At 61.5% G+C, this 26,717-nt stretch carries 27 protein-coding genes; 14 read left to right on the top strand and 13 right to left on the bottom strand.

The window, feature by feature from the left end:
• The first annotated feature begins 61 nt into the window (after positions 1-61).
• Positions 62-1,195 (top strand): esterase-like activity of phytase family protein, encoded by a 1,134-nt coding sequence (locus AB8B31_RS10390; RefSeq protein ID WP_028733736.1) that lies wholly within the window; start codon positions 62-64, stop codon positions 1,193-1,195.
• A gap of 116 nt (positions 1,196-1,311) precedes the next feature.
• Positions 1,312-2,508 carry an AI-2E family transporter gene (locus AB8B31_RS10395; protein ID WP_018242106.1) on the top strand — a complete coding sequence of 399 codons (1,197 nt, stop codon included), beginning with the start codon at positions 1,312-1,314 and terminating at the stop codon, positions 2,506-2,508.
• Positions 2,509-2,528: 20 nt separating this feature from the next.
• Here AB8B31_RS10395 and AB8B31_RS10400 read toward each other — a convergent pair whose 3' ends face one another.
• Positions 2,529-2,987 (bottom strand): GNAT family N-acetyltransferase, encoded by a 459-nt coding sequence (locus tag AB8B31_RS10400; protein WP_028733737.1) that lies wholly within the window; start codon positions 2,985-2,987, stop codon positions 2,529-2,531.
• Positions 2,988-3,116: 129 nt separating this feature from the next.
• On the opposite strand from AB8B31_RS10400, the gene AB8B31_RS10405 reads away from it, so the two are divergent.
• On the top strand, positions 3,117-3,539 hold the full coding sequence (locus tag AB8B31_RS10405) for a hypothetical protein (RefSeq protein WP_028733738.1): 423 nt from the start codon (positions 3,117-3,119) through the stop codon (positions 3,537-3,539).
• Here AB8B31_RS10405 and AB8B31_RS10410 read toward each other — a convergent pair.
• The 3 genes from AB8B31_RS10410 to AB8B31_RS10420 all read right to left on the bottom strand — a co-directional run bounded on the left by AB8B31_RS10410 (position 3,536) and on the right by AB8B31_RS10420 (position 5,982).
• Positions 3,536-4,678, bottom strand: a complete 1,143-nt coding sequence (locus tag AB8B31_RS10410) for a DUF2336 domain-containing protein (RefSeq protein ID WP_026230507.1) — start codon at positions 4,676-4,678, stop codon at positions 3,536-3,538. The genes AB8B31_RS10405 and AB8B31_RS10410 overlap by 4 nt on opposite strands.
• A 108-nt stretch (positions 4,679-4,786) precedes the next feature.
• Positions 4,787-5,398: a flavin reductase family protein gene (locus tag AB8B31_RS10415; protein WP_018445271.1), complete on the bottom strand. Its 612-nt coding sequence runs from the start codon at positions 5,396-5,398 to the stop codon at positions 4,787-4,789.
• Positions 5,398-5,982 carry a nitroreductase family protein gene (locus tag AB8B31_RS10420; protein WP_028733739.1) on the bottom strand — a complete coding sequence of 195 codons (585 nt, stop codon included), beginning with the start codon at positions 5,980-5,982 and terminating at the stop codon, positions 5,398-5,400. The genes AB8B31_RS10415 and AB8B31_RS10420 overlap by 1 nt, the downstream gene beginning before the upstream one ends.
• 114 nt (positions 5,983-6,096) lie before the next feature.
• Between AB8B31_RS10420 and AB8B31_RS10425 the strand changes: the two genes are divergently transcribed.
• Positions 6,097-7,194, top strand: coding sequence for a hypothetical protein (locus AB8B31_RS10425; protein ID WP_028733740.1), 1,098 nt, complete (start codon positions 6,097-6,099; stop codon positions 7,192-7,194).
• Positions 7,195-7,420: 226 nt separating this feature from the next.
• Here AB8B31_RS10425 and thrS read toward each other — a convergent pair whose 3' ends face one another.
• The 5 genes from thrS to AB8B31_RS10450 all read right to left on the bottom strand — a co-directional run bounded on the left by thrS (position 7,421) and on the right by AB8B31_RS10450 (position 13,766).
• Positions 7,421-9,406, bottom strand: coding sequence for a threonine--tRNA ligase (thrS, locus tag AB8B31_RS10430; protein ID WP_028733741.1), 1,986 nt, complete (start codon positions 9,404-9,406; stop codon positions 7,421-7,423).
• A gap of 150 nt (positions 9,407-9,556) precedes the next feature.
• Complete coding sequence (locus tag AB8B31_RS10435) at positions 9,557-12,157, bottom strand: tetratricopeptide repeat protein (RefSeq protein ID WP_028733742.1); 2,601 nt, start codon at positions 12,155-12,157, stop codon at positions 9,557-9,559.
• A 219-nt stretch (positions 12,158-12,376) separates the two neighbouring features.
• The gene (locus AB8B31_RS10440; RefSeq protein WP_028733743.1) at positions 12,377-12,904 is read right to left on the bottom strand and encodes a DUF1697 domain-containing protein; all 528 of its coding nucleotides are present in this window, start codon (positions 12,902-12,904) and stop codon (positions 12,377-12,379) included.
• Positions 12,901-13,314: a membrane protein insertion efficiency factor YidD gene (gene yidD, locus AB8B31_RS10445; RefSeq protein ID WP_018445266.1), complete on the bottom strand. Its 414-nt coding sequence runs from the start codon at positions 13,312-13,314 to the stop codon at positions 12,901-12,903. Before yidD ends, AB8B31_RS10440 begins: the two co-directional genes overlap by 4 nt.
• A gap of 5 nt (positions 13,315-13,319) precedes the next feature.
• Positions 13,320-13,766: an iron-sulfur cluster assembly scaffold protein gene (locus AB8B31_RS10450; RefSeq protein WP_018242116.1), complete on the bottom strand. Its 447-nt coding sequence runs from the start codon at positions 13,764-13,766 to the stop codon at positions 13,320-13,322.
• Positions 13,767-14,073: 307 nt separating this feature from the next.
• Here AB8B31_RS10450 and folE point away from each other — a divergent pair, with 307 nt between their 5' ends.
• The 3 genes from folE (at position 14,074) to AB8B31_RS10465 (ending at position 16,245) form a co-directional block, all read left to right on the top strand.
• On the top strand, positions 14,074-14,688 hold the full coding sequence (folE, locus tag AB8B31_RS10455) for a GTP cyclohydrolase I FolE (RefSeq protein WP_017960561.1): 615 nt from the start codon (positions 14,074-14,076) through the stop codon (positions 14,686-14,688).
• A gap of 25 nt (positions 14,689-14,713) precedes the next feature.
• A complete protein-coding gene (hisI, locus tag AB8B31_RS10460) occupies positions 14,714-15,166 on the top strand; it encodes a phosphoribosyl-AMP cyclohydrolase (protein WP_028733744.1) in 453 nt (150 codons plus the stop codon).
• Between the two features lie 116 nt (positions 15,167-15,282).
• On the top strand, positions 15,283-16,245 hold the full coding sequence (locus tag AB8B31_RS10465) for a patatin-like phospholipase family protein (protein WP_018242118.1): 963 nt from the start codon (positions 15,283-15,285) through the stop codon (positions 16,243-16,245).
• A gap of 69 nt (positions 16,246-16,314) precedes the next feature.
• On the opposite strand, the gene AB8B31_RS10470 is transcribed toward AB8B31_RS10465, so the two are convergent.
• Both AB8B31_RS10470 and AB8B31_RS10475 read right to left on the bottom strand, forming a co-directional pair.
• Positions 16,315-16,749 carry a CBS domain-containing protein gene (locus AB8B31_RS10470; RefSeq protein ID WP_018242119.1) on the bottom strand — a complete coding sequence of 145 codons (435 nt, stop codon included), beginning with the start codon at positions 16,747-16,749 and terminating at the stop codon, positions 16,315-16,317.
• A gap of 91 nt (positions 16,750-16,840) precedes the next feature.
• The gene (locus AB8B31_RS10475) at positions 16,841-17,632 is read right to left on the bottom strand and encodes a rhomboid family intramembrane serine protease (RefSeq protein WP_018445263.1); all 792 of its coding nucleotides are present in this window, start codon (positions 17,630-17,632) and stop codon (positions 16,841-16,843) included.
• A gap of 260 nt (positions 17,633-17,892) precedes the next feature.
• Between AB8B31_RS10475 and AB8B31_RS10480 the strand changes: the two genes are divergently transcribed.
• From AB8B31_RS10480 to AB8B31_RS10510, 7 genes are all read left to right on the top strand, one after another.
• Positions 17,893-18,537, top strand: coding sequence for a PAS domain-containing protein (locus AB8B31_RS10480; RefSeq protein ID WP_026230506.1), 645 nt, complete (start codon positions 17,893-17,895; stop codon positions 18,535-18,537).
• Between the two features lie 124 nt (positions 18,538-18,661).
• On the top strand, positions 18,662-19,273 hold the full coding sequence (locus tag AB8B31_RS10485; RefSeq protein WP_018072182.1) for a PilZ domain-containing protein: 612 nt from the start codon (positions 18,662-18,664) through the stop codon (positions 19,271-19,273).
• Positions 19,274-19,642: 369 nt separating this feature from the next.
• Positions 19,643-20,608 (top strand): prolyl aminopeptidase, encoded by a 966-nt coding sequence (gene pip / locus AB8B31_RS10490; protein WP_028733745.1) that lies wholly within the window; start codon positions 19,643-19,645, stop codon positions 20,606-20,608.
• Positions 20,609-20,991: 383 nt separating this feature from the next.
• Positions 20,992-21,597 carry a transglutaminase-like cysteine peptidase gene (locus AB8B31_RS10495; RefSeq protein ID WP_018242123.1) on the top strand — a complete coding sequence of 202 codons (606 nt, stop codon included), beginning with the start codon at positions 20,992-20,994 and terminating at the stop codon, positions 21,595-21,597.
• Between the two features lie 205 nt (positions 21,598-21,802).
• Complete coding sequence (locus AB8B31_RS10500) at positions 21,803-22,588, top strand: hypothetical protein (RefSeq protein ID WP_028733746.1); 786 nt, start codon at positions 21,803-21,805, stop codon at positions 22,586-22,588.
• 134 nt (positions 22,589-22,722) lie between these two features.
• On the top strand, positions 22,723-24,321 hold the full coding sequence (locus AB8B31_RS10505) for a serine hydrolase (RefSeq protein WP_028733747.1): 1,599 nt from the start codon (positions 22,723-22,725) through the stop codon (positions 24,319-24,321).
• Between the two features lie 113 nt (positions 24,322-24,434).
• Positions 24,435-24,710, top strand: a complete 276-nt coding sequence (locus tag AB8B31_RS10510) for a hypothetical protein (RefSeq protein ID WP_003559631.1) — start codon at positions 24,435-24,437, stop codon at positions 24,708-24,710.
• 90 nt (positions 24,711-24,800) lie between these two features.
• On the opposite strand, the gene AB8B31_RS10515 is transcribed toward AB8B31_RS10510, so the two are convergent.
• Together AB8B31_RS10515 and AB8B31_RS10520 are read right to left on the bottom strand one after the other, a co-directional pair.
• Complete coding sequence (locus AB8B31_RS10515) at positions 24,801-25,238, bottom strand: DUF1489 family protein (RefSeq protein WP_028733748.1); 438 nt, start codon at positions 25,236-25,238, stop codon at positions 24,801-24,803.
• Between the two features lie 61 nt (positions 25,239-25,299).
• Entirely contained in the window at positions 25,300-26,703 is a 1,404-nt protein-coding gene (locus tag AB8B31_RS10520) for an L-serine ammonia-lyase (protein WP_028733749.1), read from the bottom strand.
• Between the last annotated feature and the right edge of the window lie 14 nt (positions 26,704-26,717).

The following is a 26,717-nucleotide window of genomic DNA, read 5'->3' on the forward strand; positions in this document are numbered from 1 at the left end:
CCCTTGAGGGAGCGGCAGCGCCGATTCGAACCGTTTTCAAACCCCTTGCCGGATATTTGTCATGACCAAGCGTTTTCCCGCGGCTGCCGCTTTTGTTCTCCTGTCCAGCACCGTCAGCGCTACCGATATCGGCGCCACCTTCGAGACCGCCTGCCCCTTCGGTGATTGCGCCGCCGGCATTTCGCTCTCCTATCTCGGTGAATTCGTCATCCCCACCGGCCACATGGAAAACGGCGTCGAATTCGGCGGCATTTCCGGCCTCGATTTCGATGCCGCCACCGGTCACTATCTCGCCATCAGCGACGACCGCTCGGAAAGAGGCCCAGCCCGCTTCTACGAACTCAACGTCGATGTCGACGTATCCGGTCTCAAGGGCGTTTCGGTCGTCAAGCAGGTGACGCTGAAGGACAAGAACGGCGCACCCTTCGCCGCCAGGACCGTCGATCCGGAATCGATCCGCCTCGGCAAGGACGGCATCTATTGGGGCAGTGAAGGCGACGGCAAGGCGCTGCTTGCGCCCTTCGTCCGTGTCGCTTCGCCGGACGGCTCCTTCGTCCGCGAATTCAAGCTGCCGGAGGGCTTTGCGCCGACCGCGGACAAGTCGACCGGTATCCGCGACAACCTCGCCTTCGAAGATCTCGCCGTCGCGCCCTCCGGCGATGTTTTCGTCGGTGTCGAAGCCGCCCTCTATCAGGACGGCCCGAACCCTTCGCTGACGTCAGGCAGCCTGTCGCGCATCGTCCGCTACGACGGCGCCACCGGCGAGCCGAAGGCCGAGTACGTCTATCCGGTCTCGCCGGTCCCGCAGGCCGCCACCAAGGCCGACGGCGGCAACGACAACGGCATGTCGGAGATGCTTGCCCTCGACGATCACCGCCTGCTCGCCGTCGAGCGGAGTTATGCCCAGGGCTTCGGCAACAGCATCAAGATCATGATGATGGATCTGACTGATGCCACCGATGTATCCGCCATCGCGTCCCTCGCCAAAAACGACCAGCGTGTCGTTCCCGCCCGGAAGAGCCAGGTCCTTGATTTGAGGGCGATCGGCCTTGTTCCCGACAATATCGAGGCCATGTCGCTGGGGAAGGCCAAGGACGGCACCGACGTCCTCATTCTCGGCTCCGACAACAATTTCTCGACCAGCCAGAAGACGCAATTCTACGCCTTCAAGATTCTGCGCCGCCCGCAGCAGTAAGACGCCCGGGTCTGAGCGTCGAATAGCGACGCTTTGTATACGCTTTCATGGTGCGGACCTTGAAACCGCCGGGTTGATGGCCCATAACCAGAGTACAAGAAAAAGAAGAGGCGCGCGTGGGTGTGTTCGACCGTCAGAAAAGCAATCATGAGCCGCGATGGCTCGGATCATCGGCGCAGACGCGCACGCCGCTGATTCCCTCCATTTCGGCGGCGCGCTGGCTGCTGGTCCTGGTCGTCGCTGCCGGCGTCTATTTCTTCTACGGCTTCCTCGTGCCGGTGCTCGCAGCCCTCGTCATCGGCTTTGCCAGCTGGCCGCTCTACCGCAAGCTTCTTGCCCGCGTCGGCGGCAATACGACGATCGCCGCGACCATCGCCATCATCATGATCATCACTTTCCTGGTCATCCCGATCGGGCTTGCTGTGACCTATACGACCGGCGAAGTACGCACCTGGGTCACCTGGGCAATCCACGCCAACCGCGCCGGCGCCCCGACACCCGACTGGATCGTCGCGCTGCCTTGGGCCGGCGCCTACCTCGATGAAGTCTGGACAAAATATATCGGCAGTCCCGGCGCCTTGGGCGAAGTCATCCAGGCAGTCAGCGGCGCCAATATCGGCAACATCTATCGTGCCGTGCTTGCGGCCGGCGGCGGCGCCTTCCACCTGCTGCTGACGCTGCTCTTCATGCTGATCGCGCTATTCTTCGTCTATCGCGACGGTTTCTCCTTCTCCAAGCAAATCGACATGCTGGGCGAGCGTATCCTGCCGAACCGCTGGGAGCGCATTTCCCGCGTCGTGCCGGCGACGATCAGCTCCACCGTCATGGGCATGACGTTGATCGCGATCGGCGAAGGCATTGTGCTCGGCCTTGCCTACTGGATTGCCGGCGTGCCCTCGCCGGTGACGCTCGGCGTTTTGACGGGCGTGATGGCGCTGATACCGGGCGGTGCGCCGCTCTCCTTCACGCTGGTCTCCATCTATCTGCTGGCGAGCGGCTCGCATGTCGCCGGCATCGGTCTCTTCGTCTGGGGGACGGTCGAGCTCTTCATCGTCGACAAGACGCTGCGGCCGAAACTCGTCGGCGGTCCGATCAAGCTGCCCTTCCTGCCGACCTTCTTCGGCCTCGTCGGCGGTGTCAAAACGATGGGTTTCCTCGGGCTGTTCATCGGCCCTGTGCTGATGGCGCTGATCGTCGCCATCTGGCGTGAATGGATCCACGAGGCCCGCAGCGCCGACAAGAGCGAAACGGGGCCGCAGATCATCATCGACGAACCGGCCCCACCGCCGGTACCGCGAGTCGCCGAAGGCTGAACATACCTTCGCAGACGGGGCTACCCCAGCCGCTTTTCCATGAACAGGCTGAGCGGGTCCGGCAGGTAGGCGCCGAAAGGTTCGATTTCCCGATATCCGTATTTGCGATAGAGCGCGATCGCCTCGGGTTGGTAGATGCCGGTTTCGAGCCGGATCGCCGTCAGCCCCTTTTTTTCTGCGATTGCTTCGAGCGCATTCATCAGGCTGCTGGCGATCCTCAGCCCCCTTGCCTCGGGATCGACGAACATGCGCTTGATCTCCGCCGTGCCGTCACCGGCCTCGACCAGCGCGCAGCAGCCGACGATCGCATCGTCGCTGCGCGCGACGAGGAAGCTCACCGCAGGTTTCTCCAGCACGGACAGGTCGACCAGGTGGTTGCTTTCCGCGGGATAGAGCGATTGCGCATAGGCATCGGAAAGATCGAGAAGGCGAATGACGCCCTCCTGGCGCGGTTGCTCCAGGGCGATGGTCACGGACATGCTGACTTCCTCTGCTGGCGCGGGGCACAATTTTTCCCGACATGACGAAGAGTTAATGCCGTTGCCTTCATTCGGTTGGAATTGCACCCTCTAAGACGATGAGGTGCTCAATAATCAAGGAAGCAGAATATGCAAGCGGTGCTGATCGCGATGACCATTCTCGGCTGCGACGATTCGATCAGCCAGTGCAATTATGTCGCGACGGTCGATAAACGCTGGGAAACCGTTGCCGCCTGCGATGCGGAAGCCGAACGACGCCTGAAGACCTATGTCAATGTCAATTATCCCTCGGTGATCGCGGTGTGCGAGGCGCCGAAAGCCATCGCCGCCGCCGAGCCGCCGAAGCCGGCGCCCGTGCCTGCCGCTGCGCCCGAGGTCGCTGTCGCAGCGCCCGAGGAACCGGCAGGAAGGATCGCCGGTTTTGCTGAAGGCATCGCCGGGCAGGTCCGCGCCCATCTGCCCTCAGGCAAAAGCGTCAGGGACACACTCACCAAACCCGTGCACTTCGTATCCGCCAGCTATTCCTGGGTGGTGACGCGGCTCGCTGATTAGGCGGCCGCAAGCGCCGCGTAGACGCGGGCCGATTGTCGCTGCTCGTTAACATGCAGCTTTTCCACCAGGTCGAGCAGTTCGCCGATCGCGCCATGCGCATCATGATGGCGGAATTTTTCGAGAAGACGGCCGCAGACATTGCCGAGCACGCTGCCCGGCGCTTTTCTGGCGGCGTCGCGCCACAGCATCGTCGCCTCGACAAAGATCACGCTGATATTCCTCGGCAGGCCGGCGGACTCGTAGAGCGCACGCACGGCATGCATACGCCCGGTTGCCAGGATCGAACGCACCCGGCGCTCGCTGCACGCGGTCAGATCGACGATCGCGCCGGCGAAGAAGTCCACCTTGCCGGCGCAGAGCGCATGCATCAGGAAGGATGGCGTCAGCCGGCCGTTGAGGCGCAGATGCTGGACGAGGTCGGGGATTTCGCGCGGGGCAATATCGCCGGCGATCGAGACGATGGCAGCCTCGGTCGCCTCGCGGCTGATGCGCTGGAGCCGCTGCAGGCCGATCGCCGCCTGCACCAACGGCAGCCCGATCAGCGCATTGCTGACATGCTGGGTGAGCAACTGGCGGGCATCGGCCGGAAGGTCGCTTCGGTCGAGAAGCAGGTTGCGGATATCGCAGCAGTCCCCGAGCCGTTCGGCGATGCGCTTCAACGACAGGCTGGAGATCACCGCGCCGTCATTCTCGAGCAGGCAGAGGAGTTCTTCCTCGTCGCCGACCTCCGCAAGCGCGGCGGAGACCGGGCGCGTCACATGCGCCCTCGCCGCGATCAGCATGCGGGTCGCGCCATTGCCGCGCGCGGCAAGGTCGACCAGATCAGCGTCGCTCAAAAGTGGCGAACAGGTCACCGCATGGCAGGCAACCTCGGGCTGGTCTTCGGCAAGCGAAAGGATCAGGCTGCGCGGCGCATCGGGCGACCAGGCGATCGCCTCGGCAAGCGCAAGCCGCACACGTGGCGACGGATCGTCGAGAAGAAAGGTCATCGCCATTTCGGCCGCCGCCCGCTCGTCCGCAGACATTTCGGACTGCAGATAGGCGCGCCCGAGTGCGTTTGCGGCCCGGGCCCGGTCACCGGTCTTGGCCGTTTCGATCCAACGAAGGAAAGCTTCTACGATCACGCGACGCCCCAGCACTTGAACGCGATTCCCTCGCGCTCCATTCAATGCTGCGACCGTAGCGGCAAAAGGTTTAAGATTGGTTCACCATATTTCTTAAGTCTTTTTACGCCTTACCGGTTCGGCTCAGCCTTGCTGCGGCTTCGGCCGAACCATCTCGAAAACATCGCTGCCTTCGCTGTAATCCATGTAACCCATGCGGGCGACAGGTCGGGCGATCGACATGTCGAGGCGGCCGTCCCTGACGATCGCTTCGTCGATGCGTATGCCGACCACTTCGCCGAAGACCAGGACGTTTTCGGACGGTTCCCCCGACAGCGTCTTCGGCTCGATGATCTCCGTGACCTTGCATTCGAGCACCGCGAAAGCCTCGCCGACATAGGGCGCGTCGATCAGTTCGGCCGGCTTCGGCGTCAGGCCGGCGAAATCGAATTCGCTGTCGCCGTAGGGCAGCGCCGCCGAGGAGAGATTCATCTTCTCAGCGAGATCGCGGCTGACGAAATTGCAGGTGAAGACGCCGGTCTCGGCCGCATTGCGCTGGCTGTGCTTGCGCCCGGCCGAAGAAAACATCACCAGCTTCGGCCGGTCGGCAACGGCATTGAAGAACGAATAGGGCGCGAGATTGATCGAGCCATCCCTGCCCTTGCTGCCAATCCAGCCGATCGGGCGCGGCGACACGATCGCCTTGAACGGATCATGCGCGAGCCCGTGCCGATTGCTCTCGGTGGTGTAGAACATCAGTTGTCTCCGCCGACCCAGGTCACAGTATCGGCAAGTTCCGGCCGCGGCCGCTCGATTGCCGGAAATGTGGTCGAGCCGATATGGATGAAGCCCGCCACCTTTTCATCCGAACCGACGCCGAGCAGCGGATAGGCGCGCTCGTCATAGGCGAACCACTCCGTCAGCCAGTTGGCGACATAACCATTGGCGTTGGCGGCGAGAATGACGTTGAAGCAAAGCGCGCCGGCCGACATCAGCTGCTCCCATTCCGGGATCTTGATATGCGGTCCTGCCTTGCTGACGACGGCGACGACCACGGGCGCGCGGGTGAAACGGCTGCGCTCGACCTGGATCATCTCTTCGGAAAGTTCGGGCTTTGTCTGAAGTGCCAGCGTCAGAAGCTCCTCGCCGAGACGCACGCGCTGCTCTCCGCGATAGACGATGAACCGCCACGGCGCGATCTTGCCGTGATCGGGAACACGCGAGGCGAGACGCAGGATCTCCTCGATCTCGGCCTTCTCGGGGCCTGGTTCGCACATTTGGAAAGCGGGGATGGAGCGGCGCACGGCGAGGTAGTCGATTAGCTTGATATCGGATTTCATGCGGGAGAGGCTCTCATTATTTATGCTGCTGCAAAGGGTGGGTCTTGAATTTGCCATCGCGTTGGTCTTGAAGTGGCCTTTGCGATTTCAGAAGTCAATCGGTTCACGAAACAGATGTTTGGCATTTTGCCTTTTGCACGCATCGGCCTTGCCATTGCCCTGATCATACTGACGCCCTTCGGCGCCGGCGCTCAGGATGCCTTCAAGGGATTCAAACAGCTTGAATCGACGCCGAAGATGCCGAAGCTCGATGCCTTCATCGCGCCCGGTGCTGCGCCCGAAGGGGTCAAGCTGCGCGACGTCCCGATGGAGGCCAAGCTGACGGCGGACGGCACTCCGATTGAGGAAGGCCTCTCCTGGTACGTCTTCAGCCCGATCGCCGGATCCGACGGCAAGCTGCCGCTGATCGCCAGCGCCAAGGGCGGGCCCGCCGCCTTCCAGCTCGCTCCGGGCGATTATTTCGTCAACGTCTCCTTCGGCCGCGCCGGCGTCACCAAAAAACTGACCGTGCCCGCTGAAGGCGAGGTCGACAAGCAGGTGATGGTGCTCGATGCCGGCGGCCTGCTGCTCAATGCCGTCTCCGGCACCGATGCCCGCATCCGCCCCGACCAGTTGAGCTTCTCGATCTATTCCTCGGAAGTGCGCGACGATGGCGAGCGCGGCCTCGTCATGGCCGATGTCTCGCCGAATACCGTTGTCCGCCTCAATGCTGGCACCTACCACATCGTTTCCGAATATGGCAGCGTCAACGCCGTGATCCGCGCCGACATCCAGGTCGAGGCCGGCAAGCTGACCGAAGCGACGATCCAGCATCGCGCCGCGCAGATCACCTTCAAGCTGGTCTCGGACGCCGGTGGCGAGGCGATCGCCGATACGGCATGGTCGATCCTGACGGCGGCCGGCGACAGCGTCGGCGAAAGCGTCAGCGCCTTCCCGACCATGGTTCTCGCCGAAGGCGGATATTCCGCCGTCGCCCGCAACAAGGACAAGATCTACCAGCGCGATTTCACCGTCGTCGCCGGCAGGAACACCGATGTCGAGGTCCTGATGAAGGACCAGCAGCCGCAGCCGCCGGCGGATGCTGCCCGCACGGTGCAGCAGGTGCCTGTGGGCACACCGACACCGCCGGGCGTCCAGCCGGCCCCGGTGGCGCCGCTGCCGTCCTACGAACAGCTCGTGCCGCAGGGCGGCGACGACACCAGCCTCGATTGATTTTACCGCGCGCGGTTTCGGCTCAGCCGAGACGCTTGGAAGGCGCGCTTCTGCGGCGCCATCGTTAGGACGGCCTCGTTATCGCGACTTAGAAGCCCCCGGCCGCACAAATCAGCAGGTTTCATCATTGGTATGGGGAGATTCGTTGAAGCGCCGCTCGGACTCGGGCGACGCGCAGACCGGATTTCCGACAGCGCCGAGCCTGGCGCTGTCGGATCCCTGCTATTCAGGCCGCCTTGGCTTTTTTTGCTTCGGCCTTGCGACGAATGTCGGGCGGTGTCGCTTCGAGGGCAAGGCTCTCGACGGCGGCGTCTAGCCCCATCGAAACCTGTTCCTGGCTGCCCAGGCGGCGGATATTGACCGTGCGCTCCTCGGCCTCCTTCCTGCCGCAGACGATGATGACAGGAACCTTGGTGACCGAATGTTCGCGGACCTTGTAGTTGATCTTCTCGTTGCGGAAGTCGGTTTCGACGTTGAGACCGGCCTCGCGCAGCGCCTCGGCCACTTCAAGCCCGTAGGCGTCGGCTTCCGAGGTGATCGTTGCGACCACCACCTGAAGCGGCGATACCCAAAGCGGCATGTGGCCGGCGAAGTTCTCGATCAGGATGCCGAGGAAGCGCTCCATCGAGCCGCAGATGGCGCGGTGGATCATCACCGGCTGCGTCTTTTCGGAGTTGCTGTCGATATAGAAGGCGCCGAAGCGTTCCGGCAGGTTGAAGTCGACCTGCGTCGTGCCGCACTGCCATTCGCGGCCGATCGCATCCTTCAGCGTATATTCGAACTTCGGCCCGTAGAAGGCGCCCTCGCCCGGCAGAATGCCGGTCTTGATGTCATTCGACTGCTGCTGGATCGTCTCCAGCACGCCCATCATCACGTTTTCGGCGCGGTCCCAGAGTTCGTCCGAACCGACGCGCTTGTCCGGCCGGGTCGAAAGTTTGATGGTGACTTCGTCGAAGCCGAAATCCTTATAGACCGAAAGGATCAGGTCGTTGATCTTCAGGCATTCGGCGGCCATCTGCTCGTCGGTGCAGAAGATATGCGCATCGTCCTGCGTGAAACCGCGCACGCGCATCAGCCCGTGCAGCGCGCCCGACGGTTCGTAGCGATGGACATTGCCGAATTCGGCAAGCCGGATCGGCAGCTCGCGGTAGGATTTCAGCCCGTGCTTGAAGATCTGGATATGGCCGGGGCAGTTCATCGGCTTCAGCGCAAAGACACGGTCGTCGTCGGTGTCGTCGCCGGCAACCGTCACCTTGAACATGTTATCGCGGTACCAGCCCCAGTGACCGGAGGTTTCCCACAGCGATTTGTCGAGCACCTGCGGCGCATTGACTTCCTGATAATCGCCGGCCAGCCGGCGGCGCATATAGGCGACCAGCGTCTGGAAGACGCGCCAGCCCTTGCCGTGCCAGAAGACGACGCCAGGACCCTCTTCCTGGAAATGGAAGAGATCCATCTCGCGGCCGAGGCGGCGGTGATCGCGCTTTTCAGCTTCGGCAAGCATATGCAGGTAGTTGTCGAGTTCCGACTGCTCGGCAAAGGCCGTGCCGTAGATGCGGCTCAGCATCGGATTGTTGCTGTCGCCGCGCCAATAGGCACCGGCCACCTTCAAGAGCTTGAAGGCTGAGCCGATCTGGCCGGTCGAGGCCATGTGCGGGCCGCGGCAAAGGTCGAACCAGTCGCCCTGATAATAGATCTTGAGATCCTGCCCTTCCGGGATCGCGTCGACGAGTTCGACCTTGTACTGCTCGCCCTTGTCGGCGAAGACCTGTTTCGCCTTCTCGCGCGACCAGACCTGCTTTGTGAAGGCGGCGTTGCGGGCGATGATTTCCTTCATCTTCTTTTCGATCTTCGGCAGATCGTCGAGTGTGAAGGGCTCGTTCTTGGCGAAGTCGTAATAGAAGCCGTTTTCAATGACCGGACCGATCGTCACCTGGGTGCCGGGCCAGAGTTCCTGCACCGCTTCGGCCATGACGTGCGCCGCGTCGTGGCGGATGAGTTCCAGCGCGCGGTCGTCATTGCGGGTGATGATCTCGATCCTGCCCGTCGCCACGGGATCGGAAAGGTCGCGCACGGTGCCGTCGATTGCAACGGCGACTGCCTTCTTGGCGAGCGACTTGGAAATGGATTCGGCGACATCCCGGCCGGTTGCGCCAGCATCGTAGCTGCGCACGGAACCATCGGGAAATGTCAGGGAAATAGCTTGGGACATCGAAATTCTCCTTGTCCAGTCCCGCCAACGAATGCGGGTGGTTGCAACGACAGCGCCTCCGTCCTTGGATGCGCCGCCGCCTGATAGCCAGATTTGCTGCCCGAGTAAAGAAAAAGCGGGGCGATCCGGCACCGAAACGAGGTCGTGCGTCTATCCGCCGTAGGTCATTGCGTAATCCCTGAGCGCCGATTTCAAGGGCTGGTCAATCTCATCGTCCAGTGGCCCATCGTAAAGGCCGCGTCGCGAGAGGCTTCTTTTCAGTGCCGTGCGGGTGAAAGATGAAAACGCCTTCAACTCATCGGCAATCTGCCGGTCTCCCTGCCGCATTGCCAGAAGGATGTTTTCGGCTGCGTTATCCGAACTGAAGGTCGCATCATAGGCATAGGCCAGCCGATAGGCGGCTCTGTTGTAGCCAGTGTCCATCGCCCGCAGATACCACTTGATGGCCTCTTGCCGGTTGACAGCAATTCCGAGGCCATCGTCGTAGAAACGCCCGAGCGAGAACATGCCGCCGGCCGAATTCAGCTCGGCGGATTTTTTGTAATATTGGAATGCGATAGCCTGATCTTGATCCTTGCCGTTCTCGTAGTACCACCCAAGATTAAGAGCGCCGGCCGCAGATCCCGCATCGGCCGCCTTCTGATACCAGTTGCGGGCGATGGTCTGGTCCTCTTTGGTGCCGATGCCATTCTGGTAGTAGTAGCCGACGGCGTTCATCGCTTCAGGATATTGCTTGAAGGCCGCCATCATGAACCAGCTGAGCGCCTTGGAGCGATCAATAGGCACGCCCTGCCCGTATTCGTATATATCGCCCAGGGAGTATTGCGCTTTCGCATTGCCATGGGCCCCGGCCTTCGTCAGCCATTCCAGAGCTTTGCCGAAATCCTTCAGGTTTCCATCCGCTCCTCGATAGAGCGTCCCGAGCCTGTACATCGCGTCAGCAGAGTTCTTGTTCGCCGCCGCCTCGTACCACTCGATCGCTTTCGCATAGTCGCGGGCGACCCCATCGCCATCCTCATACTTGATGCCGAGCAGGATCATCGCCGTGACGTTACCGGCGGCCGCGCCTTTTTCCAGATAGTCGATCGACTTGCCGTCGTCCCGCGGCAGGTTGGCATCATTGGCGTACATTTCGCCAAGCTCGGCGAAGGCATCGATAAATCCGTTCTCTGCAGCGGCCTTAAACCAGTGTACGGCTTCTCTCGAATCCTGAGCCGTACCCTCGCCTCTTTCATACAAAAGCCCAACACAATACTGGGCCTTGGCCGAGCCATTTTCGGCCGCCTTGAGATACCAGACAAAGGATTTTTGAGCGTCGGCAGTCGTACCCGAACCGTCATAGGAGCGGTCAGCGACTTCGAGAAATGCGTTGGTATCTCCTGCCTCCGCCGCCTTCTGGAACCATTCGAAAGCTTTGACCACATCCTTGGGAAGGCCGCCGCCTTTTTCATAACCATAGGCAAGCACCCGCATGGCGTCTGTCTCGCCGGCGGCCGCAGACTTCTCCAGCCATTTCACGCCGTTTTCGACGTCACGAGGACCACCCGTTCCCATATAGAGCGATTGACCGAAACGTCGGGCGCCGCTGGAATCTCCGAGTTCGGCAGATTTTCCATACCAGATGCGGGCTTCGCTCTCGTCTACCGGCACACCTTTACCTTGCTCATACATGGCGCCCACATCTGCCATGGCACGGGCATTCCCACGAGAGGCAGCTTCCTTCATCCAGTACATGGCCTGGTCATAGCGCGGATCGGGCATCTTCAATAAAAGCAAAGCCTTGCTGCGATAGGCAGCGAGTATGTCTTGCGCAATTGCCTGATCCAGCAGGCTCTCGGCCTTTGCGAAGTCACGCTTCGTCTCTCTGCCCGCCACGTAGACGTCTGCCAGCGTCCTCATCGCATTGCCGTCGCCAAGTGCCACGGCTTTCTCAAGGAGATCGAGCGCGGTCTTTCTCTGCGTCTTGTCCCCATCTCTCAGATAATATCGAGCAAGCGTCCTCATTCCATCGGCGGAACCTTTCCGCACCAGGTCGTCCAGCATGGCAACGGCGCGGCTGGCATTCTTCTCCGTTCCGATGCCTTTCGTGTAAAGGAATGTGATGTCCGTTGTCGCTCTCTCATGGCCCAGTTGTGCTGCGGCTGAAAGCAGTCCAAAACCCCGCTCGGCGTCAACGGGAACACCAATCCCGTCCAGATACATCCAGGCAAGCGACCTCTTGGCGGGAATGTAGCCCAGCCGATCTGCAAGTTCGAAATAGGAGCGCGCCATGACAAAGTCCTGCGCAACGCCCCACCCCAACATGTACATCTCTCCAAGATAGTCGGCGGAGCGCGGATCGTTTGCTGCTCTTGCCTTTCTCAGCCAGGCCAGCGCGGCTTTGAAATCACGCTCACGCCCGAGACCGTAAGCAGATGCCTTCGCCAGGTAATCCATGGAGGGTGCGTGCCCCTGGGCCGCCAACTCCTCGAATCCGGCAAGGGCCGGTTCGAATTGTTGAAGGTTGAACTTGCTGGCGAGCCAGAAATAACGGGCGTCGATGGAGCTTGGTTCTGCCTGCAAATAGGCTTCGCAAGCGGCAAGCGCATCCCGCCAGTAAGCGAGATTGTCGATTTCTACGCCATCACGCGCCAGATGGCGGCACGTGGCTTCCGATGCTGGGTCAACTGCGGTTGCAGCAGCTGCCGGGGAGTTGGCAATAGAGACGGCGAGAAAAAGCGAGGCAGTCGCGAGATAGTGAAAGAGCTTCATCAGTGACGGAATTTCAAAAATTAGGACAGGAAATACACTGATATCTGTCACTTATTCAACTGCAAGTACATTTTTTCTCGAGTGATAAAAACCTTTGAAGACGTGTTTTCCTTGCATCTAATCCAGCATATCCATCAGAGTTCGCACCGTGTTCCAGTGCGCAGCATACCGACCGTCAGTAGCGGCATCATTTCCTGTCTGAGTAAAGACGAAGCCGGCCTACATGATCATTTCGGTGAGGCCGCGCACGGTGTTCCAGTTGCGCATCGTACCGACGCCGAGCTGCTTGGTCGTCAGCGCCGAAAGCAGCTTGGATTGGCTCGGCTTGCCGGCGAAATCGATCCAGAGATCGCCGCCGACGACGGCGATGCGCTGTCCCTCCGTCATTAGCGGCTTCAGCGCCTCCACCTTCTTCGGGTCGACCGGCAGGCGCATCACCCGGACGATCACCTGGTCGCCGTTGCCGTCCTTGAAGGGATTGGTGCTGCAAAGCGCCATCCAGGTGCAGTCGCTGCGCACGATGATATCGACATGTTTGCCGAACTTTTCTTCAAAGCCCTCTTCCAGGGTTACTTCGAGTTCGTGCGGCCGCATATCGTCGGCCTCGAAGACGAGATTGCCTGTGGAAACCAATGTGCGCGGCTCGCGATAGCCGAGCTCCTCGGCAAGGGCGCGCAAATCCTGCATGATGACGCGGCGATCGGGCGTCAGGACAATGCTGTGCAGAAGGGCGATGAAGGTGCTCATGGCACGCGCCCTCTCTTGCGTCCGAGGGTGAAATAGCGCCAAGGGGTCCACCAGCGGAAGCCGTCGCCGAGTATTTCCGGCACCTGGTCGAGGCCGCTGGTGCCGCCCGGGCCGCAGCGGCCGACGCGAAACAGCGTCATCCAGCCGCCGGCCCAGAGGCCGTGGCGGGCGATCGACTCGTAGCCATATTCGGAGCAGGTCGGGATATGGCGGCAGGAATTGCCGACAAAGCCGGACAGCGTCAGCTGGTAGAGGCGGATGAGACCCATGCCGAGCAGGCGGTCGGGAGTTTTGCGGAAAGGACCGGTGTAATTGCGGGAAGTGCGTGCGGCCTTTTCACGCGGCTTGTCCGATCCGGCGGCGCCACCGTCGTCCTCATCGTCAGCCTGCTGGGCGCAGAACTCGCACATGTTAGTTAAGCCTCGACAACTTCCGCCCGTTTCGCCTCGATCTGCCCGATCGCGTCAACGACCGCATCGAAGGTCAGCATCGTCGAAGCATGGCGCGCCTTGTAGTCCCGCACCGGCTGGAGATAACGCATGTCTTCGAACCGTCCCTGTGGCCCCGCTCCATCCGCCTTCAACATGGCGAGCATGTCCTGGCGTGCCTGGCGCAATTCGCCCGATGTGGCGCCGACCACATGGCGGGCCATGATCGAGGACGAGGCCTGGCCGAGCGCGCAGGCCTTTACCTCATGGGCAAAACCGGTCACCGCATCGCCATCCATCTTCAGCCAGATCCGCACCTTCGAGCCGCAGAGCTTGGAATAGGCCTGGGCGGTCGCATCCGCATCATCAAGCGTGCCGGTCAACGGAATATTGCCGGCGAATTCGAGGATTTTGCTGTTGTAGATATCGTCCATGCTGGATTTCCGCTCCAAAATCACTGCGGATCGGCCTTTATGGGGGCGTTATTGTCATCAAAACAAAAAACACACCGTGTCGTCTGAGGATACTTACATACGATGGCCGTCTTCCTATATGTATGTCGTTCGAAGGCCATGAAAATGCAATGGCCTCGTGTAAGTTTGATTGGGAAACCGTGCCGGACGGGCTGAACTTGCCCTGAAAGCCCCGGAGCCTGCCAAAGGTGCATGAATTCCCGCATGGGATTGACCAGTGGCGATTCCGACAGATGGGTCCGCGGTGCGGACCAGGAGACCATTGTTCATGGACGCCATCGTAAAGAATTTTCCGCAGACGAACCGCGACTCGGATCGCCCCTCCCAGCAGGAGGCGGAGGAAGCCGTTCGCGTTCTGCTGCGCTGGGCCGGTGATGACCCGACGCGTGAAGGCCTGCTCGAAACGCCGGCCCGCGTCGTCAAATCGTACCGCGAACTCTTTTCCGGTTACGACATGGCGGCGGAAGACGTGCTCGGCCGCACCTTCGAGGAGGTCGCCGGTTACGACGATATGGTCCTCGTCAAGGACATTCCGTTTTACTCGCATTGCGAACACCACATGGTGCCGATCATCGGCAAGGCTCACGTCGCCTACATGCCGGACGGGCGTGTGCTCGGCCTGTCGAAGATTGCCCGTGTCGTTGAGATCTATGGCCGCCGCCTGCAGACGCAGGAAACGATGACCGCGCAGATCGCCCGGGCAATCGACGATACGCTTAATCCGCGCGGTGTCGCCGTATTGATCGAGGCCGAACACATGTGCATGGCGATGCGCGGCGTTCAGAAGCAGGGCTCGACCACGTTGACGACGACGTTTACGGGAACGTTCAAGACCGAGCCGGCCGATCAGGCCCGTTTCATGACTATGGTGCGGAGCCGCTGATACCGGCTCCCTCAGGAGGGCCGCGATGAGTCAACTGATCTTCAATCAACCATCCGAGGACAAGTCGGCGTTGGAAGACGCCGGCGATTTCACGCCCCGTTTCGACGACCGCGGCCTGATCACCGCGATCGTCACCGATGCTGGCGATGGCGAGTTGCTGATGGTGGCGCATATGAATGCCCAGGCATTGGCGCTGACCATTCAGACCGGCACGGCGCATTATTTCAGCCGTTCGCGCGGCAAGCTCTGGAAGAAGGGCGAGACCTCCGGCAATCTCCAGACCGTGAAGGAAATCCGCACCGACTGCGATCAGGACGCCATCTGGCTGAAGGTCGAGGTCGCCGGCCACGACGCCACCTGTCACACCGGCCGCCGCTCCTGTTTCTACCGGACGATCACGCTTCGGGACGGAAAGCCGATGCTTGATATCGTTGACGACGAGCTTCAATTCGATCCGCAGGATGTCTACGGAAAATAGCCCGAATTTCCCGGTACTTGCTCCTTATTGCGCCAGAAACCGCTTCTATATACCATTTGGAAACTGATCGGGCACACTATCGGAAATCACGTGTTCTGCTGGGAGGGGAGAGCGCCATGTTGAGCTGGAGTCTGCATCGTCAAAGCTCTGAAGGCGAGGGTTCTGGTTCCGGCATGTCGACCACGCTCGATATGCTCCCGCCTCCGGCGCCTCAAAAGAAAATCAAGATTGCGCTCGCGCTCGGCGGCGGCGCTGCCCGCGGCTGGGCCCATATCGGTGTGCTGCGCGCACTCGACGAGGCTAAGGTCGAGATCGGCATGATTGCCGGCACCTCTATCGGCGCGCTGGTCGGCGGCTGCTATCTCGCCGGCAAACTCGATGAACTCGAAAGCTTCGCGCGCTCGCTGACGATGCGCCGTATCGCAAGTCTCCTCGACCTCACCATCGGCGGCAGCGGCCTGTTCGGCGGCATGCGGCTGACCAAGCGCATGCAGGAACATCTCGAAGGCCTGAACGTCGAGGATCTCGACCGGCCATTCGTCGCGGTCGCGGCCGAGGTCAATACCGGCCATGAGGTCTGGATTGCCAATGGTTCGCTGATTACGGCGCTGCGCGCCTCCTATGCCCTGCCCGGCATTTTCGAGCCGGTGCGCAGCAATCATCGCACGCTGGTCGACGGGGCGCTGGTCAATCCCGTCCCCGTCTCCGTCTGCCGCGCCTACGAGCAGCCGCTCGTCGTCGCCGTCAATCTCAATTACGATCTCTATGGCCGCTCGGCCGTCGTCCGGCACAATGCCAGCCTCTCTCCTCAGGAAGTGCAGAAGCAGGAAGAGGCGCCCTATGCGCGCCTCGGTATGACCGGCGTCATGGTGCAGGCCTTCAACATTATCCAGGATAGGATCGCCCGCGCTCGCCTTGCCGGCGACCCGCCGGATATTTCGCTGCAGCCGCGTCTCAGCTATATCGGCCTTTCCGAATTCCACCGGGCTGGCGAGGCGATCGAACGCGGCTACGAGGAAGCCCGGGCCCGGCTCCCCGAGATCAAGCGCATGCAGGAAGTCTACGCGAGCCACCCCTGATGCAGGCCGTCTAAAAGCCTGGATCGGTTGTGCGATAACGACATCGGTCAACCACGGCCGGCTAAAACCTCAGCCGGCGATATAAGCCTTGATTTCCTCGGCCTCACGCTCGACTTCGGCGATGCGCGATTTCACCACGTCGCCGATCGAAATGATGCCTGCAAGCTTGCCATTGCTTTCCACCGGCACGTGACGGAAACGGCGGCTGGTCATCAGCTCCATAAGCTCGTTGACGGTCGTCTCCTCATGGCAGCGGTAGACCTTCGCGGTCATGACCTGGGCCAGCGACTGGTCGAGGCCTTCCTTGCCGTGTTTGGCGATCGCATGCACGAGATCGCGCTCGGTGAACATTCCCGAAATCCTGTTCTCCATGCCGACGACGACGATGGCGCCGATCTTTTTCTTGCTGAGGATCGCGGCCGCCTCGGCGACGGTGGTGCTCGGCCCGGCAGTGATGACGTCTCTGCCCTTCAGGTCGAGGATTGCTTTGACTGAACTGGTCATTCGAACCTCCTATGTCCGTGAAACACTTGTCACAGGCATCCGCGGCGGTTTCTCCCCCCATCGCGGATAGGTAGATCGTGCACTGCCCGGCTCAGGATTGCAACATATCCTTCTCGGTTCCGTCAGGTTCCATCACCGGCGGGCGCGGCGCCCGGTCGAACAGTGAAAACAGCAAGAAGCCGAAGACGAATCCGCCGATATGCGCATCCCAGGCAATCGCCTGATCGCTGTCGCCGACGAGCGGGATGCCGACGGCGATCAGCGCGTTGCCGACCAGCCAGAGCAGCATGAAGATGATGACGGTGCGGCTCTTCAGCGCCCCGACGATGGAAAGCCGGGGATTGAGATGCGCCGGCGCCATCGGCCGCCGTTCGGCCGGAAAGGCGAATCGGCAGGCAGCGCCCATCAGCCCGGAGATGACGCCCGACGCGCCGATCAACAGTGACACATCCCCCCAGTTCAGCACCGCGTGCAGAGCGGCGGAGGCGACGGCGGAAAAAACCCAGAAGAGCACGAAACGCAGCGTCCCGATGCGGCGCACGACCGGCGCGCCGAAGGCCATCAGCCAGAAGGCGTTAAAGAGGATATGCTGGACGCTGCCGTGCAGCAGCGAATAGCTGACGGGCGTCCAGAACAGCTCCAGCCCTTGCTGCGACAGCGGAATCACATAACGGGCGGGAACGAAGCCGAAGGTGAAGAACAGCCAGTTCAGCGCATCGTCGGAGAGCAGGAGTTCCTGCACCGCATAGATGACCCCAAGCAGGCAAAGGCTGAAGAACAGCGCCGGAGGAAGGTTGAAGACCGGTTCGCGCGGTGGCCGTGCCGGCGGCTGGACCTCGGGAGGTTCGGGCGCCCTATGCGGCTCGGCCGTCTGCTCATTCATCTGTGTTTCGCCTCGTTGAGGCCACAGCCATACAGGAGCGACTGTCAAAAAAAAAGCCGTCCGAAGTGCCGGACGGCGTACCGGGAGCTCCAGGAAAGACCTCGGCCCGTAGGTTGTGCTGAACTTCGAAAGTCGAAGCGATGCGGAACAGTGTCACGACGGGCACCGCATCTCAACCGAAACCCTTTCTTAACCTTAACCGCCGCGATCTGGCATGAAATCCGCATAGTAGAGCCTGTACGGGCAATGACTGCCCGAAAATGATCCGGAATGGGACAGGTTGGTGTGAAATGCGTGTGCAAACGACCATCGAAATTTTTGACTACTGGAACCGTATCCGCGGCGCTGCCGATGCGCCGCTGAAATCACAGGTCGAACCCTCCGCCGTCCCCCACCTGCTCCAGAGTTTGTTTATTCTTGAGAGGCGCGAGGGCGGAGATATCGGTTTCCGGCTCGCCGGCACCCGCATCTGTGATCTCTTTGGGCGTGACCTGCGCGGCGAACGTTTTTCGTCTCTCTGGGCAAATGGTCAGCTCGCGGACATCGAACGCACGGCGATGGGCGTCATGGACCATGCGATGCCGGCCCTGTTCAACGCCACCGGCTACAGCACCGTCGGTCATCAGGCCTCCTTCGAGATTATCATGATGCCGCTGCGTTCGCCGGACGGCGCCTGCGACCGGCTGCTCGGCGCGATCGCGCCGGCCGCGGCCGCGAGCTGGCTGGAGATCGTACCGCTCGAATTCCTGGCGCTCGACCGCAGCCGCCTGCTGCCCGGAAAATTCGACAAGCCAGCACCGGCCGACCTGCGCCCCATCAACAGGATCGTCGCCGGCAAAAGCATCCATTTCGGGCAGGTCATGCGCCGCATGGTGTCGCAGCTGCTGAGCGTGGAGGCTCGCTGACGGTCCCATTTTAGGACATCGGATATACTCGTTTTCCGCTATGTCGGGACTGGGCGAAACAACCTTCTGTTAATGGATTGTGGGTAAAGATCGGTCTCTGAGATTTTGATGAAGAAGCCCTTTGATGCACTCGTTCCAGCCAGCTCAGACGCAACGACCTGCGCCGCGCCCTGAACAGGGCGTTTTCCAGCGCGTGCCCATCAATATGCAGGGCCGGCTGATGCTTGCGAACTACGAGGAATTCGAGTGTATGGTGATCGACATGTCGCCTGGCGACATGTACGTCACCTGCCCCGGCCGGCCGCGCGCCAACGAACGCGTCGTCGCCTATATCGACCATCTCGGCCGCGTCGAAGGTTATGTCCAGACGATCGATGGCCGTGGCTTCACCATGTCGATCAACGCCACTGACCGGAAACGCGAGAAACTCGCGGCCCAGCTCACCTGGCTTGCCAACAAGCATGAACTCGGCCTGCCCGAGGATCGCCGCCACGACCGTCTGACGCCACGCGACACGAAGACCGAACTGACGCTCGAGGACGGCACGCGTTATTCCTGCCGTATCATGGACCTTTCGCTGTCGGGCGCTGCCGTCGACGTCGAGATGCGCCCTTCGATCGGAACGGCCGTGCGCCTCGGCAACATGCGCGGTCGCGTCGTGCGCCACTTCGTCGAAGGCGTGGCGATCGAATTCCTCTCGATCCAGTCCCGCGAGACGCTGCGGGAATTCCTTTAAGACTGCTGAAAATGGGCGATGCCGCGGATTCCGTGGCGGGTGCCAATTCTCGACAGACTTCCATCGAACGCGATTGCCAGGTCCGGTGCGCACCCGGTCAGGTCGTGTTGAAAAGCCTGCACTTCACGGCGACAACTTTGCAAGCGGCTACAAATCTGGCTTTGGAACGCAGCGTGAATTCCTGTCGCAAGTCGTTCCACCCAGTCGGTAGACTATATTATGTGTGGAACAAGCTGCGACACCGATCGGCACCCAACGAGGTCGCCCAAAATTGTGCGGTGATTTTGCGTCCCGGAGCGCTCCGCCCTCACCCGTCTTCCCTTTGTCAGCGAGATGATGGATAAGGTCCGCTTCGACCCAGGCGCACCGATGTCAGCTCTCTATCCGGAAATCGAACCCTATGATCATGGCCTGCTCGATACCGGCGATGGCAACCTGATCTACTGGGAGGCCTGCGGCAATCCGGCGGGCCGCCCGGCGCTGGTGTTGCATGGCGGCCCTGGCTCCGGCTGTTCGCCCACGGCGCGCCGCTATTTCGATCCCGATGCCTACCGAATCATTCTGTTCGATCAGCGCAATTGTGGCCGCAGCCTTCCCAGCGCTGCCGATCCCGAAACTGATCTCTCCCTCAACACCACCTGGCATCTCGTTGCCGATATCGAGCGGCTGCGGGCCTGTCTCGGCATCGGCACCTGGCTCCTTTTCGGCAATTCCTGGGGTTCGACGCTGGCGCTCGCCTATGCCGAAACCCATCCGGAGCGTGTCTCCGCGGTCGTCCTGTCAGGCGTGACGACCACCCGGCACTCGGAAATCGACTGGCTCTATCGCGGCATGGCGCCGCTCTTTCCTGAAGAATGGCACCGTTTCCGCCAGGCGGTTTCCCCAGGCAGCCAGGGACGAGATGAGGACATGGTTGCCGCCTATCATCGTCTCCTCAACGATCCGGACCCGGAGACGCGCCTCAAGGCGGCGCGCGACTGGCATGATTGGGAGGCGGCCTCGATTCTGCTCGCCGATCCCCAAGGCCTGCCGCGCCGCTGGGCCGATCCGGCCTATTTGCTAACACGGGCCCGCATCATCACCCACTACTTCAGCAATGGCGCCTGGCTGGAGGACGCCCAGCTTTTGAAGAACGCCGCGCGGCTCACCGGCATCCCCGGTATCCTGCTGCAGGGACGGTTCGACATCGAGGCGCCGCTCGTCACCGCCTGGGAACTGGCCCGCGCCTGGCCGAAAAGCGAGCTCAGCATCCTTGCGCATGCGGCCCATTCCACCGCAAATCCCGATATGAGCGCGGCGATCGTCGGTGCCACCGATCGATTTCGCGATATTTAGCAAAAATAATTTCCTGCCGGAATCGAGGATCTGAGCGACATTCTGCTTTTGAACCGGCCGAATCGGCCCATTCCAGCGGCATCGCCGGTCGGCTGCGCGTTGCCGCAGATCGCCAGCCGGCAGCTGAGATTTACCCGGCTCAACGAAAATCCTTAACATGCGGGCGGCAACGCAACCTTTTCGCGGGCGAAAGCCTTGTTGCGTTGATTACAATTTTAATCGATTTCGCGACAAATCCGCGTCAAATTTTATGCGCATTCGAATCTGTTTTTAGCCAAGTTTTATCGGCATTTGAATCAACTAAGCCTTTAATTCTATTACGTAATTTTGCGTGAGATAAAAACGTCTGTGCCATTGTCACCTCAACTTACGGGGAGACGGCAATGACAACTGCGAATATCCTGAAAGGCGGCCTTCTGGCCGGCGCCATCATGATGGCAATGGCGGGTTCGGGACAGGCAATGCCCGCCAGCATGGTACTGGCAGGCAATGCCAGCCCGCCGATCGGACACTACGAATTCTGCAAGGCGAATCCGACGGAATGTGTCGAAGTTGGCGGCGATGCCGGACCGGCCATCCTCAACGAGGATCGCTGGAAGGAAATTCTCAAGGTCAACTACACCGTCAATTCGACGATCCAGCCGATGACGGATGAGCAGATCTACGGGGTCGAAGAGCGCTGGGCCTATCCGCGCACCGTCGGCGACTGCGAGGATTACGCCCTGCTGAAGCGCAAGATGTTGATCGACGACGGTTTCTCGCCGTCCGACACGCTGATCACCGTCGTGCTGCAGCCGAATGGCGAAGGCCATGCCGTGCTGACGGTCCGCACCGATCACGGCGACTTCATCCTCGACAACATGCGCAACAAGGTGCTGCTGTGGTCGGATACCGAATACACCTATCTGAAGCGCCAGTCCGCCGACGATCCGGCCCGCTGGTCGAAGCTTCAGGACGGCCGCGCTGTCGCGGTCGGTAGCGTCAAGTAAGAACAGCCTGCCGGCCAATGCCGGCTGCTGCCCTGCGGCCCGGTCAGTCCCCGCATCCCGTCCCCGACCGGTGCCCAAGAGCCGTTCCCGCTGTCCCGGGAACGGCTCGCTCCTTTTTGAGCCTTACGTCATCAGCGCATTAGCGAATTATTAACCCTGCTGGTCCGATCATGACGATGAGATTCATCATCGGCACCGGCGGCTCATGTTCTTCCTGCGGCGGACCGAAACCCGAAGAACCGCCATGAGCCATGCCGCGCACAGCGCACCCGACGAGCAGCCGCTTCTTTCCATGGGGTTTCTCCTCCGCACGATGGCGGTGATCGCCGTTCTGGCGGTCCTGACTGTTGCCATCAGCATTGGCGGCCGTTGGTTCGGCCGGCATATCTCGCTTGCCGGCAACACCGACAGCACGGTTGAAATCAAGCTGGCCATCGGCCGCGATACGGTGAAATTCCCCGAGAATGCCATCCGCTTCCCGAGTCAAAGACACGAAGGCGCCGCCGAGCGCGTCGATCTCTACCTCGCCTGGCCTGAGATGCAGGGTTACGGCAAGGAAAACCACCTTCGATTCGACGATATCGCCCAATCCTCCGGGCTGATCTTCCTGCAGATCACCCAGAGCACCATGTCGCGCGACATGTCCGGGCGGCTGGAACCGATCTATTCGCATCTGCTTGAAGGCCCGGCCGAGTCCTTCCGGGACGGGCTGACGCTGCACCGTCTTCGCGCCGATGCAGGTTACGGCGATGAAGTGCTGCTGACGGCGCCCGTCAAGGGTGGGCAGGATTACGTTGTGCGCTGCATATTGCCTTCAGCCCCAGATAAGGCTGCGGGCGGAGATTGTCAGCGCGATATCAAGGTCGGCAGGGATCTCAGCGTTCTCTACCGTTTCTCAAGCAGCCATCTCGACGACTGGGAACATATTGATGCCGCTATCCGCACCTTTGTGGACGCGCGTCTTGTGAACCGTTCTGCGACAAGTCCCTAAAATGCTCTCCGGACAGCGAAATAAACGATTCATCATAAACGGATTGGTAACGCCCAACCGGTAATTTTAGAAGACGAGCTGTACGGCGGGAGGTGTGCGGTTCCTGCCAAAATCTGAAGTGCCAAATATCTGAAATGCAAGCGAAGAGTGGAATAGTGTCAAGGTCAGTCTCCTCCGTATCATCGTCCCGATCCGGCAGTTTTTTCGCAAAGCTGCTGGCGATCCTTTCGGTGGCCGTCACGATCGTCCTGGTCGATTCGGTGAATGCCGACGCGGAAGCGGCAAATCCGAAATATGCAGGCATCGTCGTCGACGCCAAGACCGGTAGCGTTCTCTACAGTGAGAATGCCGACCGGCTGCAATACCCCGCCTCCCTGACCAAGATGATGACCCTATACATGACCTTCGAGGCGTTGGAGCAGGGTCGCATCCGCCTCGATACGCCGGTCCCCTTCTCCGCCCATGCGGCAGCCCAGGCGCCGACCAAACTCGGCGTGCGCGCCGGTGGCACGATCACCGTCGAGCAGGGCATTCTCGGTCTCGTCACCCTGTCGGCCAATGATGCCGCAACTGCGCTCGGCGAAATGCTGGGCGGTGGCAGCGAGGATCGCTTCGCCCAGCTGATGACCGCCAAGGCGCATGCGCTCGGCATGACGCGCACCACCTATCGCAACGCCAACGGCCTGCCCAATACGGCGCAGATGACGACGGCGCGCGACCAGGCCCGCCTCGGCATCGCCCTTCGCCAGCATTTCCCGCAATATTACGGCTATTTCTCCACCCGCGCCTTCAAGTTCGGCAGCCGCACGATCCGCAGCCACAACCGCCTGGTCGGTTCGGTGCGCGGCGTCGACGGCATCAAGACCGGGTACACGCGCGCTGCCGGTTTCAATCTGGTGAGCTCGGTGCAGGTCGACGGCAAGTCGATCGTCGGCGTCGTTCTCGGCGGAGCGTCGACGCCTGCCCGCGATGCCCAGATGCGCAATCTGATCGCCAGTTACCTGCCGAAGGCATCGAGCCGCGGCGGATCGTCGGCGCTGATCGCCCAGGCAGCCCCTGCCCCGGCGATGATCGAGACGCCCGCTCCGGTCCTGCCGCAGAAGGCCCAGCAGAAAGCTCAGCCGCAAATGGCCCAACAGCAGGTCGCAAAGACGATCACCGCAGCGCAGCCGCCGATTTCAGCAGCGGCTGCCGATCTCAGCCTGCCGCACAAAGGCCCGCTGCCGGATGCGCGCTATCAGGTTGCCGAGACCGAAGTCGCCTATGCCGAGAGCGCTCAGTCGAAATCCGACAATCCGCTGGTGGCGCCGATGCCGGCGCCGACCAAAGTCAAGACCATGACCTTCAAGCAGCAGGCATCGGTCGCTGTGCCGACGCCGGCACCCGCCTATATGCCGCCGGAACAGGGCGATACTTCGGTCGATGAGGTCACAACCGCCTCGACCACTCCCTCCCCGACCCGTGCTGCTTCAACCAGCAACGGTCCGGCCGGCTGGGTGGTGCAGGTCGGCGTCTCGCCCAGCCGGCAGATGGCCATGGATCTTCTGGAAAGCGCCAAGAGCAAGGGCGGCAAGGCGCTGGCCTCGGCAAAGCCCTTCGCGGTTGCCTATGCCGCTGGCGGTGACCAGCTTTATCGCGCCCGCTTCGGCGGCTTCGATGACCAGCGCGACGCCGTCAATGCCTGCAAGGCCTTGAAGAAGGCCGGCATCAAGTGCTGGGCGGCTGCCCAATGAGCTATTCGATGCTGCCTGCAAGATGGCCGGCGGCATCGGTGACGGCCGGAATCGGTGTTTGCGTTTCCGGCCACCTTTCTTGAACTCGATCAGTATTGCGTACGGGGAAAACAATGGCGATCAATGAGAATTTTCCAGGAGTGCCAGCCGACCGCCGCATGGCGGCTAAAGGGCGCTCATCCCTCCATCCGCTGCACGAGGCGGCCTTACGCCTTGCCGAGATCGGCCTGCAGCGGCCGAAGGCGAAGTCTCCGAAGACCCGGGATCTCATCAATCTGCTGCTGTGCCATGGCGCCCGCGCCTGGCGTTACTCCCAGCCCGAAGCCCGCATCCATCTGCATGTGACCTCGCCGGACGGCAGCGCGCCGGTGCAGTTGCGCCTGCGCTGAACTGCAGAGCGCCGCGCGTCCGAAAGGACGCGCGGAAGACGTTCAATCCACGCATAAACCTTTCCGGAAATCGGCTCCGGTTTTCGGGGATTAGAGCAGACCAAGGTCCGTAAGTTCGCGGCGAAGATCAGCGGGCATTTCGGCAATGCCGGCGCCAAGGCTTGTCAGGTCGCGCGGCACGTCATCCTCAGTGTAATAACGCCAGCCCTGGAACGGACGCTTCGGCTGCACGACCGTCTCGATGACCTCCGGGCCGAGCATCAGGCGGCAGCGCGAAATCCCCTCGCCGTCGGTGAAGGTCTCGATGTCGAGCAGCTTCTGCCTCGCCTGCACCTGCCCCTTGATCACCCAGTAGAGCGAGCCGCCGTCAAGCAGCTCCTCCATCCGTTTCGGCGCCATGCGCGTCGTATGCACCGAATGCGGCTCGAGTCCGGCGGCGATGGCGCGCAGTGAGCGTTCCGCCACCCATTCGCGCAGATCGTCTATCGAGTCGGCGCCGACACAGAGTTTGATGAGATGCAATGCCATGCTGCCGTTGAAATCCTTTTGGCAGCGAGCGTCAAGCTTCAAGCATCAAGCATCCACAAACTCAGCATTCGACGACGTTGACGGCGAGCCCCCCGGTCGAGGTTTCCTTATATTTCTCGCTCATGTCGTGCCCGGTCTGGCGCATTGTTTCGATGCAGGCGTCGAGCGGCACGAAATGTTGGCCGTCGCCCTTGATCGCGAGCGAGGCTGCCGTGACGGCCTTGACGGCGCCGAGCGCGTTGCGCTCGATGCAGGGTACCTGCACCAGGCCCGCGATCGGATCGCAGGTCATGCCGAGATGATGTTCGAGCGCGATTTCGGCGGCGTTCTCGATCTGCTCCGGCGTTCCGCCCATGACCGCGGCAAGGCCCGCGGCAGCCATTGCCGCTGCCGAGCCGACCTCGCCCTGACAGCCGACCTCGGCGCCGGAGATCGAGGCATTGTGCTTGATGATGCCGCCGATCGCAGCGGCCGTCAGCAGATAGTCGCGGATGCCGTTCTGATCCCAGTCCTCATGGAAATGCTCGTAATAGCGGATCGTCGCCGGGATGACGCCGGCCGCGCCGTTGGTCGGCGCCGTGACGACGCGCCCGCCGGCTGCATTCTCCTCGTTGACCGCCATCGCATAGACGCTCAGCCAGTCGTTGGCGAGCAGCGGGTTGATGCGGTTGCTGCGCCACTCCTCTTCCAGCTTGTCGTGAATCCTGCGGGCGCGGCGCTTGACGTTGAGACCGCCGGGCATGATGCCCTCGACCTTGAGGCCGCGCTCGATGCAGGAACGCATCGCCTCCCAGATGCGGTCGAGCCCCTGATCGAGCTCCTCTTGGCTGCGCTGGCTCTCCTCATTCGCCCGCTTCATCTGCGCGATCGACAGCCCGGAGCGCGCCGCCATCTCGAGCATCTGTTTGGCGGTGGAGAAGGGATAGGGTACGCGCGTGCCGCCCGCCGCGTTCTTCTTTGCCCGCATCTGCTCGAGCTCGGTGTCAGTAACGACGAAGCCGCCGCCGACCGAATAATAGATGCGCTTGACGAGCAGCCGGCCGTCCCTGTCATAGGCGGAAAAGACCATGCCATTGGCATGCCCCGGCAGCGGCTGTTTCTTGTCGAAGATCAGGTCGGTTTTCGGCTGGAACTGATAGCCGGGATGGCCCTCCGGCGTGATGCGGCCGGTGCGCTCCACCGTGTCGACGATGCCGTCCATTTTGTCGGGATCGACGCTGTCGGGCGCCTCGCCCATCAGCCCGAGAATTACAGCCCTGCCCGTGCCGTGGCCGATACCGGTATGGGCGAGCGAGCCGTGCAGGCTGACCTTGATCGCTGTGACCTGTGCACCCGATGACGGGCGCGGCCATTCGTTCGACAGGATCAGCTCGAGAAACCGGTTGGCCGCCGACATCGGACCCATCGTGTGCGAGCTCGACGGCCCGACACCGATCTTGAAGACATCGAATACCGAGAGAAACATGGGTGCGCCTTCCG

Source organism: Rhizobium sp. 62_C5_N11_2, from assembly GCF_051811185.1.
GTDB lineage: Bacteria > Pseudomonadota > Alphaproteobacteria > Rhizobiales > Rhizobiaceae > Rhizobium > Rhizobium leguminosarum.

Excerpts from the sequence above, each read along its gene's own strand:
- AB8B31_RS10425 (WP_028733740.1), top strand. The coding sequence starts at position 6,097 with ATGTTTGGCATTTTGCCTTTTGCACGCATCGGCCTTGCCATTGCCCTG.
- AB8B31_RS10390 (WP_028733736.1), top strand. The coding sequence starts at position 62 with ATGACCAAGCGTTTTCCCGCGGCTGCCGCTTTTGTTCTCCTGTCCAGC.
- AB8B31_RS10470 (WP_018242119.1), bottom strand. The coding sequence starts at position 16,749 with ATGACCAGTTCAGTCAAAGCAATCCTCGACCTGAAGGGCAGAGACGTC.
- AB8B31_RS10505 (WP_028733747.1), top strand. The coding sequence starts at position 22,723 with ATGCAAGCGAAGAGTGGAATAGTGTCAAGGTCAGTCTCCTCCGTATCA.
- AB8B31_RS10510 (WP_003559631.1), top strand. The coding sequence starts at position 24,435 with ATGGCGATCAATGAGAATTTTCCAGGAGTGCCAGCCGACCGCCGCATG.
- AB8B31_RS10420 (WP_028733739.1), bottom strand. The coding sequence starts at position 5,982 with ATGAAATCCGATATCAAGCTAATCGACTACCTCGCCGTGCGCCGCTCC.
- AB8B31_RS10405 (WP_028733738.1), top strand. The coding sequence starts at position 3,117 with ATGCAAGCGGTGCTGATCGCGATGACCATTCTCGGCTGCGACGATTCG.
- AB8B31_RS10465 (WP_018242118.1), top strand. The coding sequence starts at position 15,283 with ATGTTGAGCTGGAGTCTGCATCGTCAAAGCTCTGAAGGCGAGGGTTCT.
- AB8B31_RS10495 (WP_018242123.1), top strand. The coding sequence starts at position 20,992 with ATGACAACTGCGAATATCCTGAAAGGCGGCCTTCTGGCCGGCGCCATC.
- AB8B31_RS10400 (WP_028733737.1), bottom strand. The coding sequence starts at position 2,987 with ATGTCCGTGACCATCGCCCTGGAGCAACCGCGCCAGGAGGGCGTCATT.
- AB8B31_RS10500 (WP_028733746.1), top strand. The coding sequence starts at position 21,803 with ATGTTCTTCCTGCGGCGGACCGAAACCCGAAGAACCGCCATGAGCCAT.
- AB8B31_RS10415 (WP_018445271.1), bottom strand. The coding sequence starts at position 5,398 with ATGTTCTACACCACCGAGAGCAATCGGCACGGGCTCGCGCATGATCCG.
- AB8B31_RS10520 (WP_028733749.1), bottom strand. The coding sequence starts at position 26,703 with ATGTTTCTCTCGGTATTCGATGTCTTCAAGATCGGTGTCGGGCCGTCG.
- thrS (WP_028733741.1), bottom strand. The coding sequence starts at position 9,406 with ATGTCCCAAGCTATTTCCCTGACATTTCCCGATGGTTCCGTGCGCAGC.
- AB8B31_RS10440 (WP_028733743.1), bottom strand. The coding sequence starts at position 12,904 with ATGAGCACCTTCATCGCCCTTCTGCACAGCATTGTCCTGACGCCCGAT.
- pip (WP_028733745.1), top strand. The coding sequence starts at position 19,643 with ATGTCAGCTCTCTATCCGGAAATCGAACCCTATGATCATGGCCTGCTC.
- AB8B31_RS10485 (WP_018072182.1), top strand. The coding sequence starts at position 18,662 with ATGCACTCGTTCCAGCCAGCTCAGACGCAACGACCTGCGCCGCGCCCT.
- folE (WP_017960561.1), top strand. The coding sequence starts at position 14,074 with ATGGACGCCATCGTAAAGAATTTTCCGCAGACGAACCGCGACTCGGAT.
- AB8B31_RS10480 (WP_026230506.1), top strand. The coding sequence starts at position 17,893 with ATGATCCGGAATGGGACAGGTTGGTGTGAAATGCGTGTGCAAACGACC.
- AB8B31_RS10450 (WP_018242116.1), bottom strand. The coding sequence starts at position 13,766 with ATGGACGATATCTACAACAGCAAAATCCTCGAATTCGCCGGCAATATT.
- AB8B31_RS10435 (WP_028733742.1), bottom strand. The coding sequence starts at position 12,157 with ATGAAGCTCTTTCACTATCTCGCGACTGCCTCGCTTTTTCTCGCCGTC.
- yidD (WP_018445266.1), bottom strand. The coding sequence starts at position 13,314 with ATGTGCGAGTTCTGCGCCCAGCAGGCTGACGATGAGGACGACGGTGGC.
- AB8B31_RS10515 (WP_028733748.1), bottom strand. The coding sequence starts at position 25,238 with ATGGCATTGCATCTCATCAAACTCTGTGTCGGCGCCGACTCGATAGAC.
- AB8B31_RS10475 (WP_018445263.1), bottom strand. The coding sequence starts at position 17,632 with ATGAATGAGCAGACGGCCGAGCCGCATAGGGCGCCCGAACCTCCCGAG.
- hisI (WP_028733744.1), top strand. The coding sequence starts at position 14,714 with ATGAGTCAACTGATCTTCAATCAACCATCCGAGGACAAGTCGGCGTTG.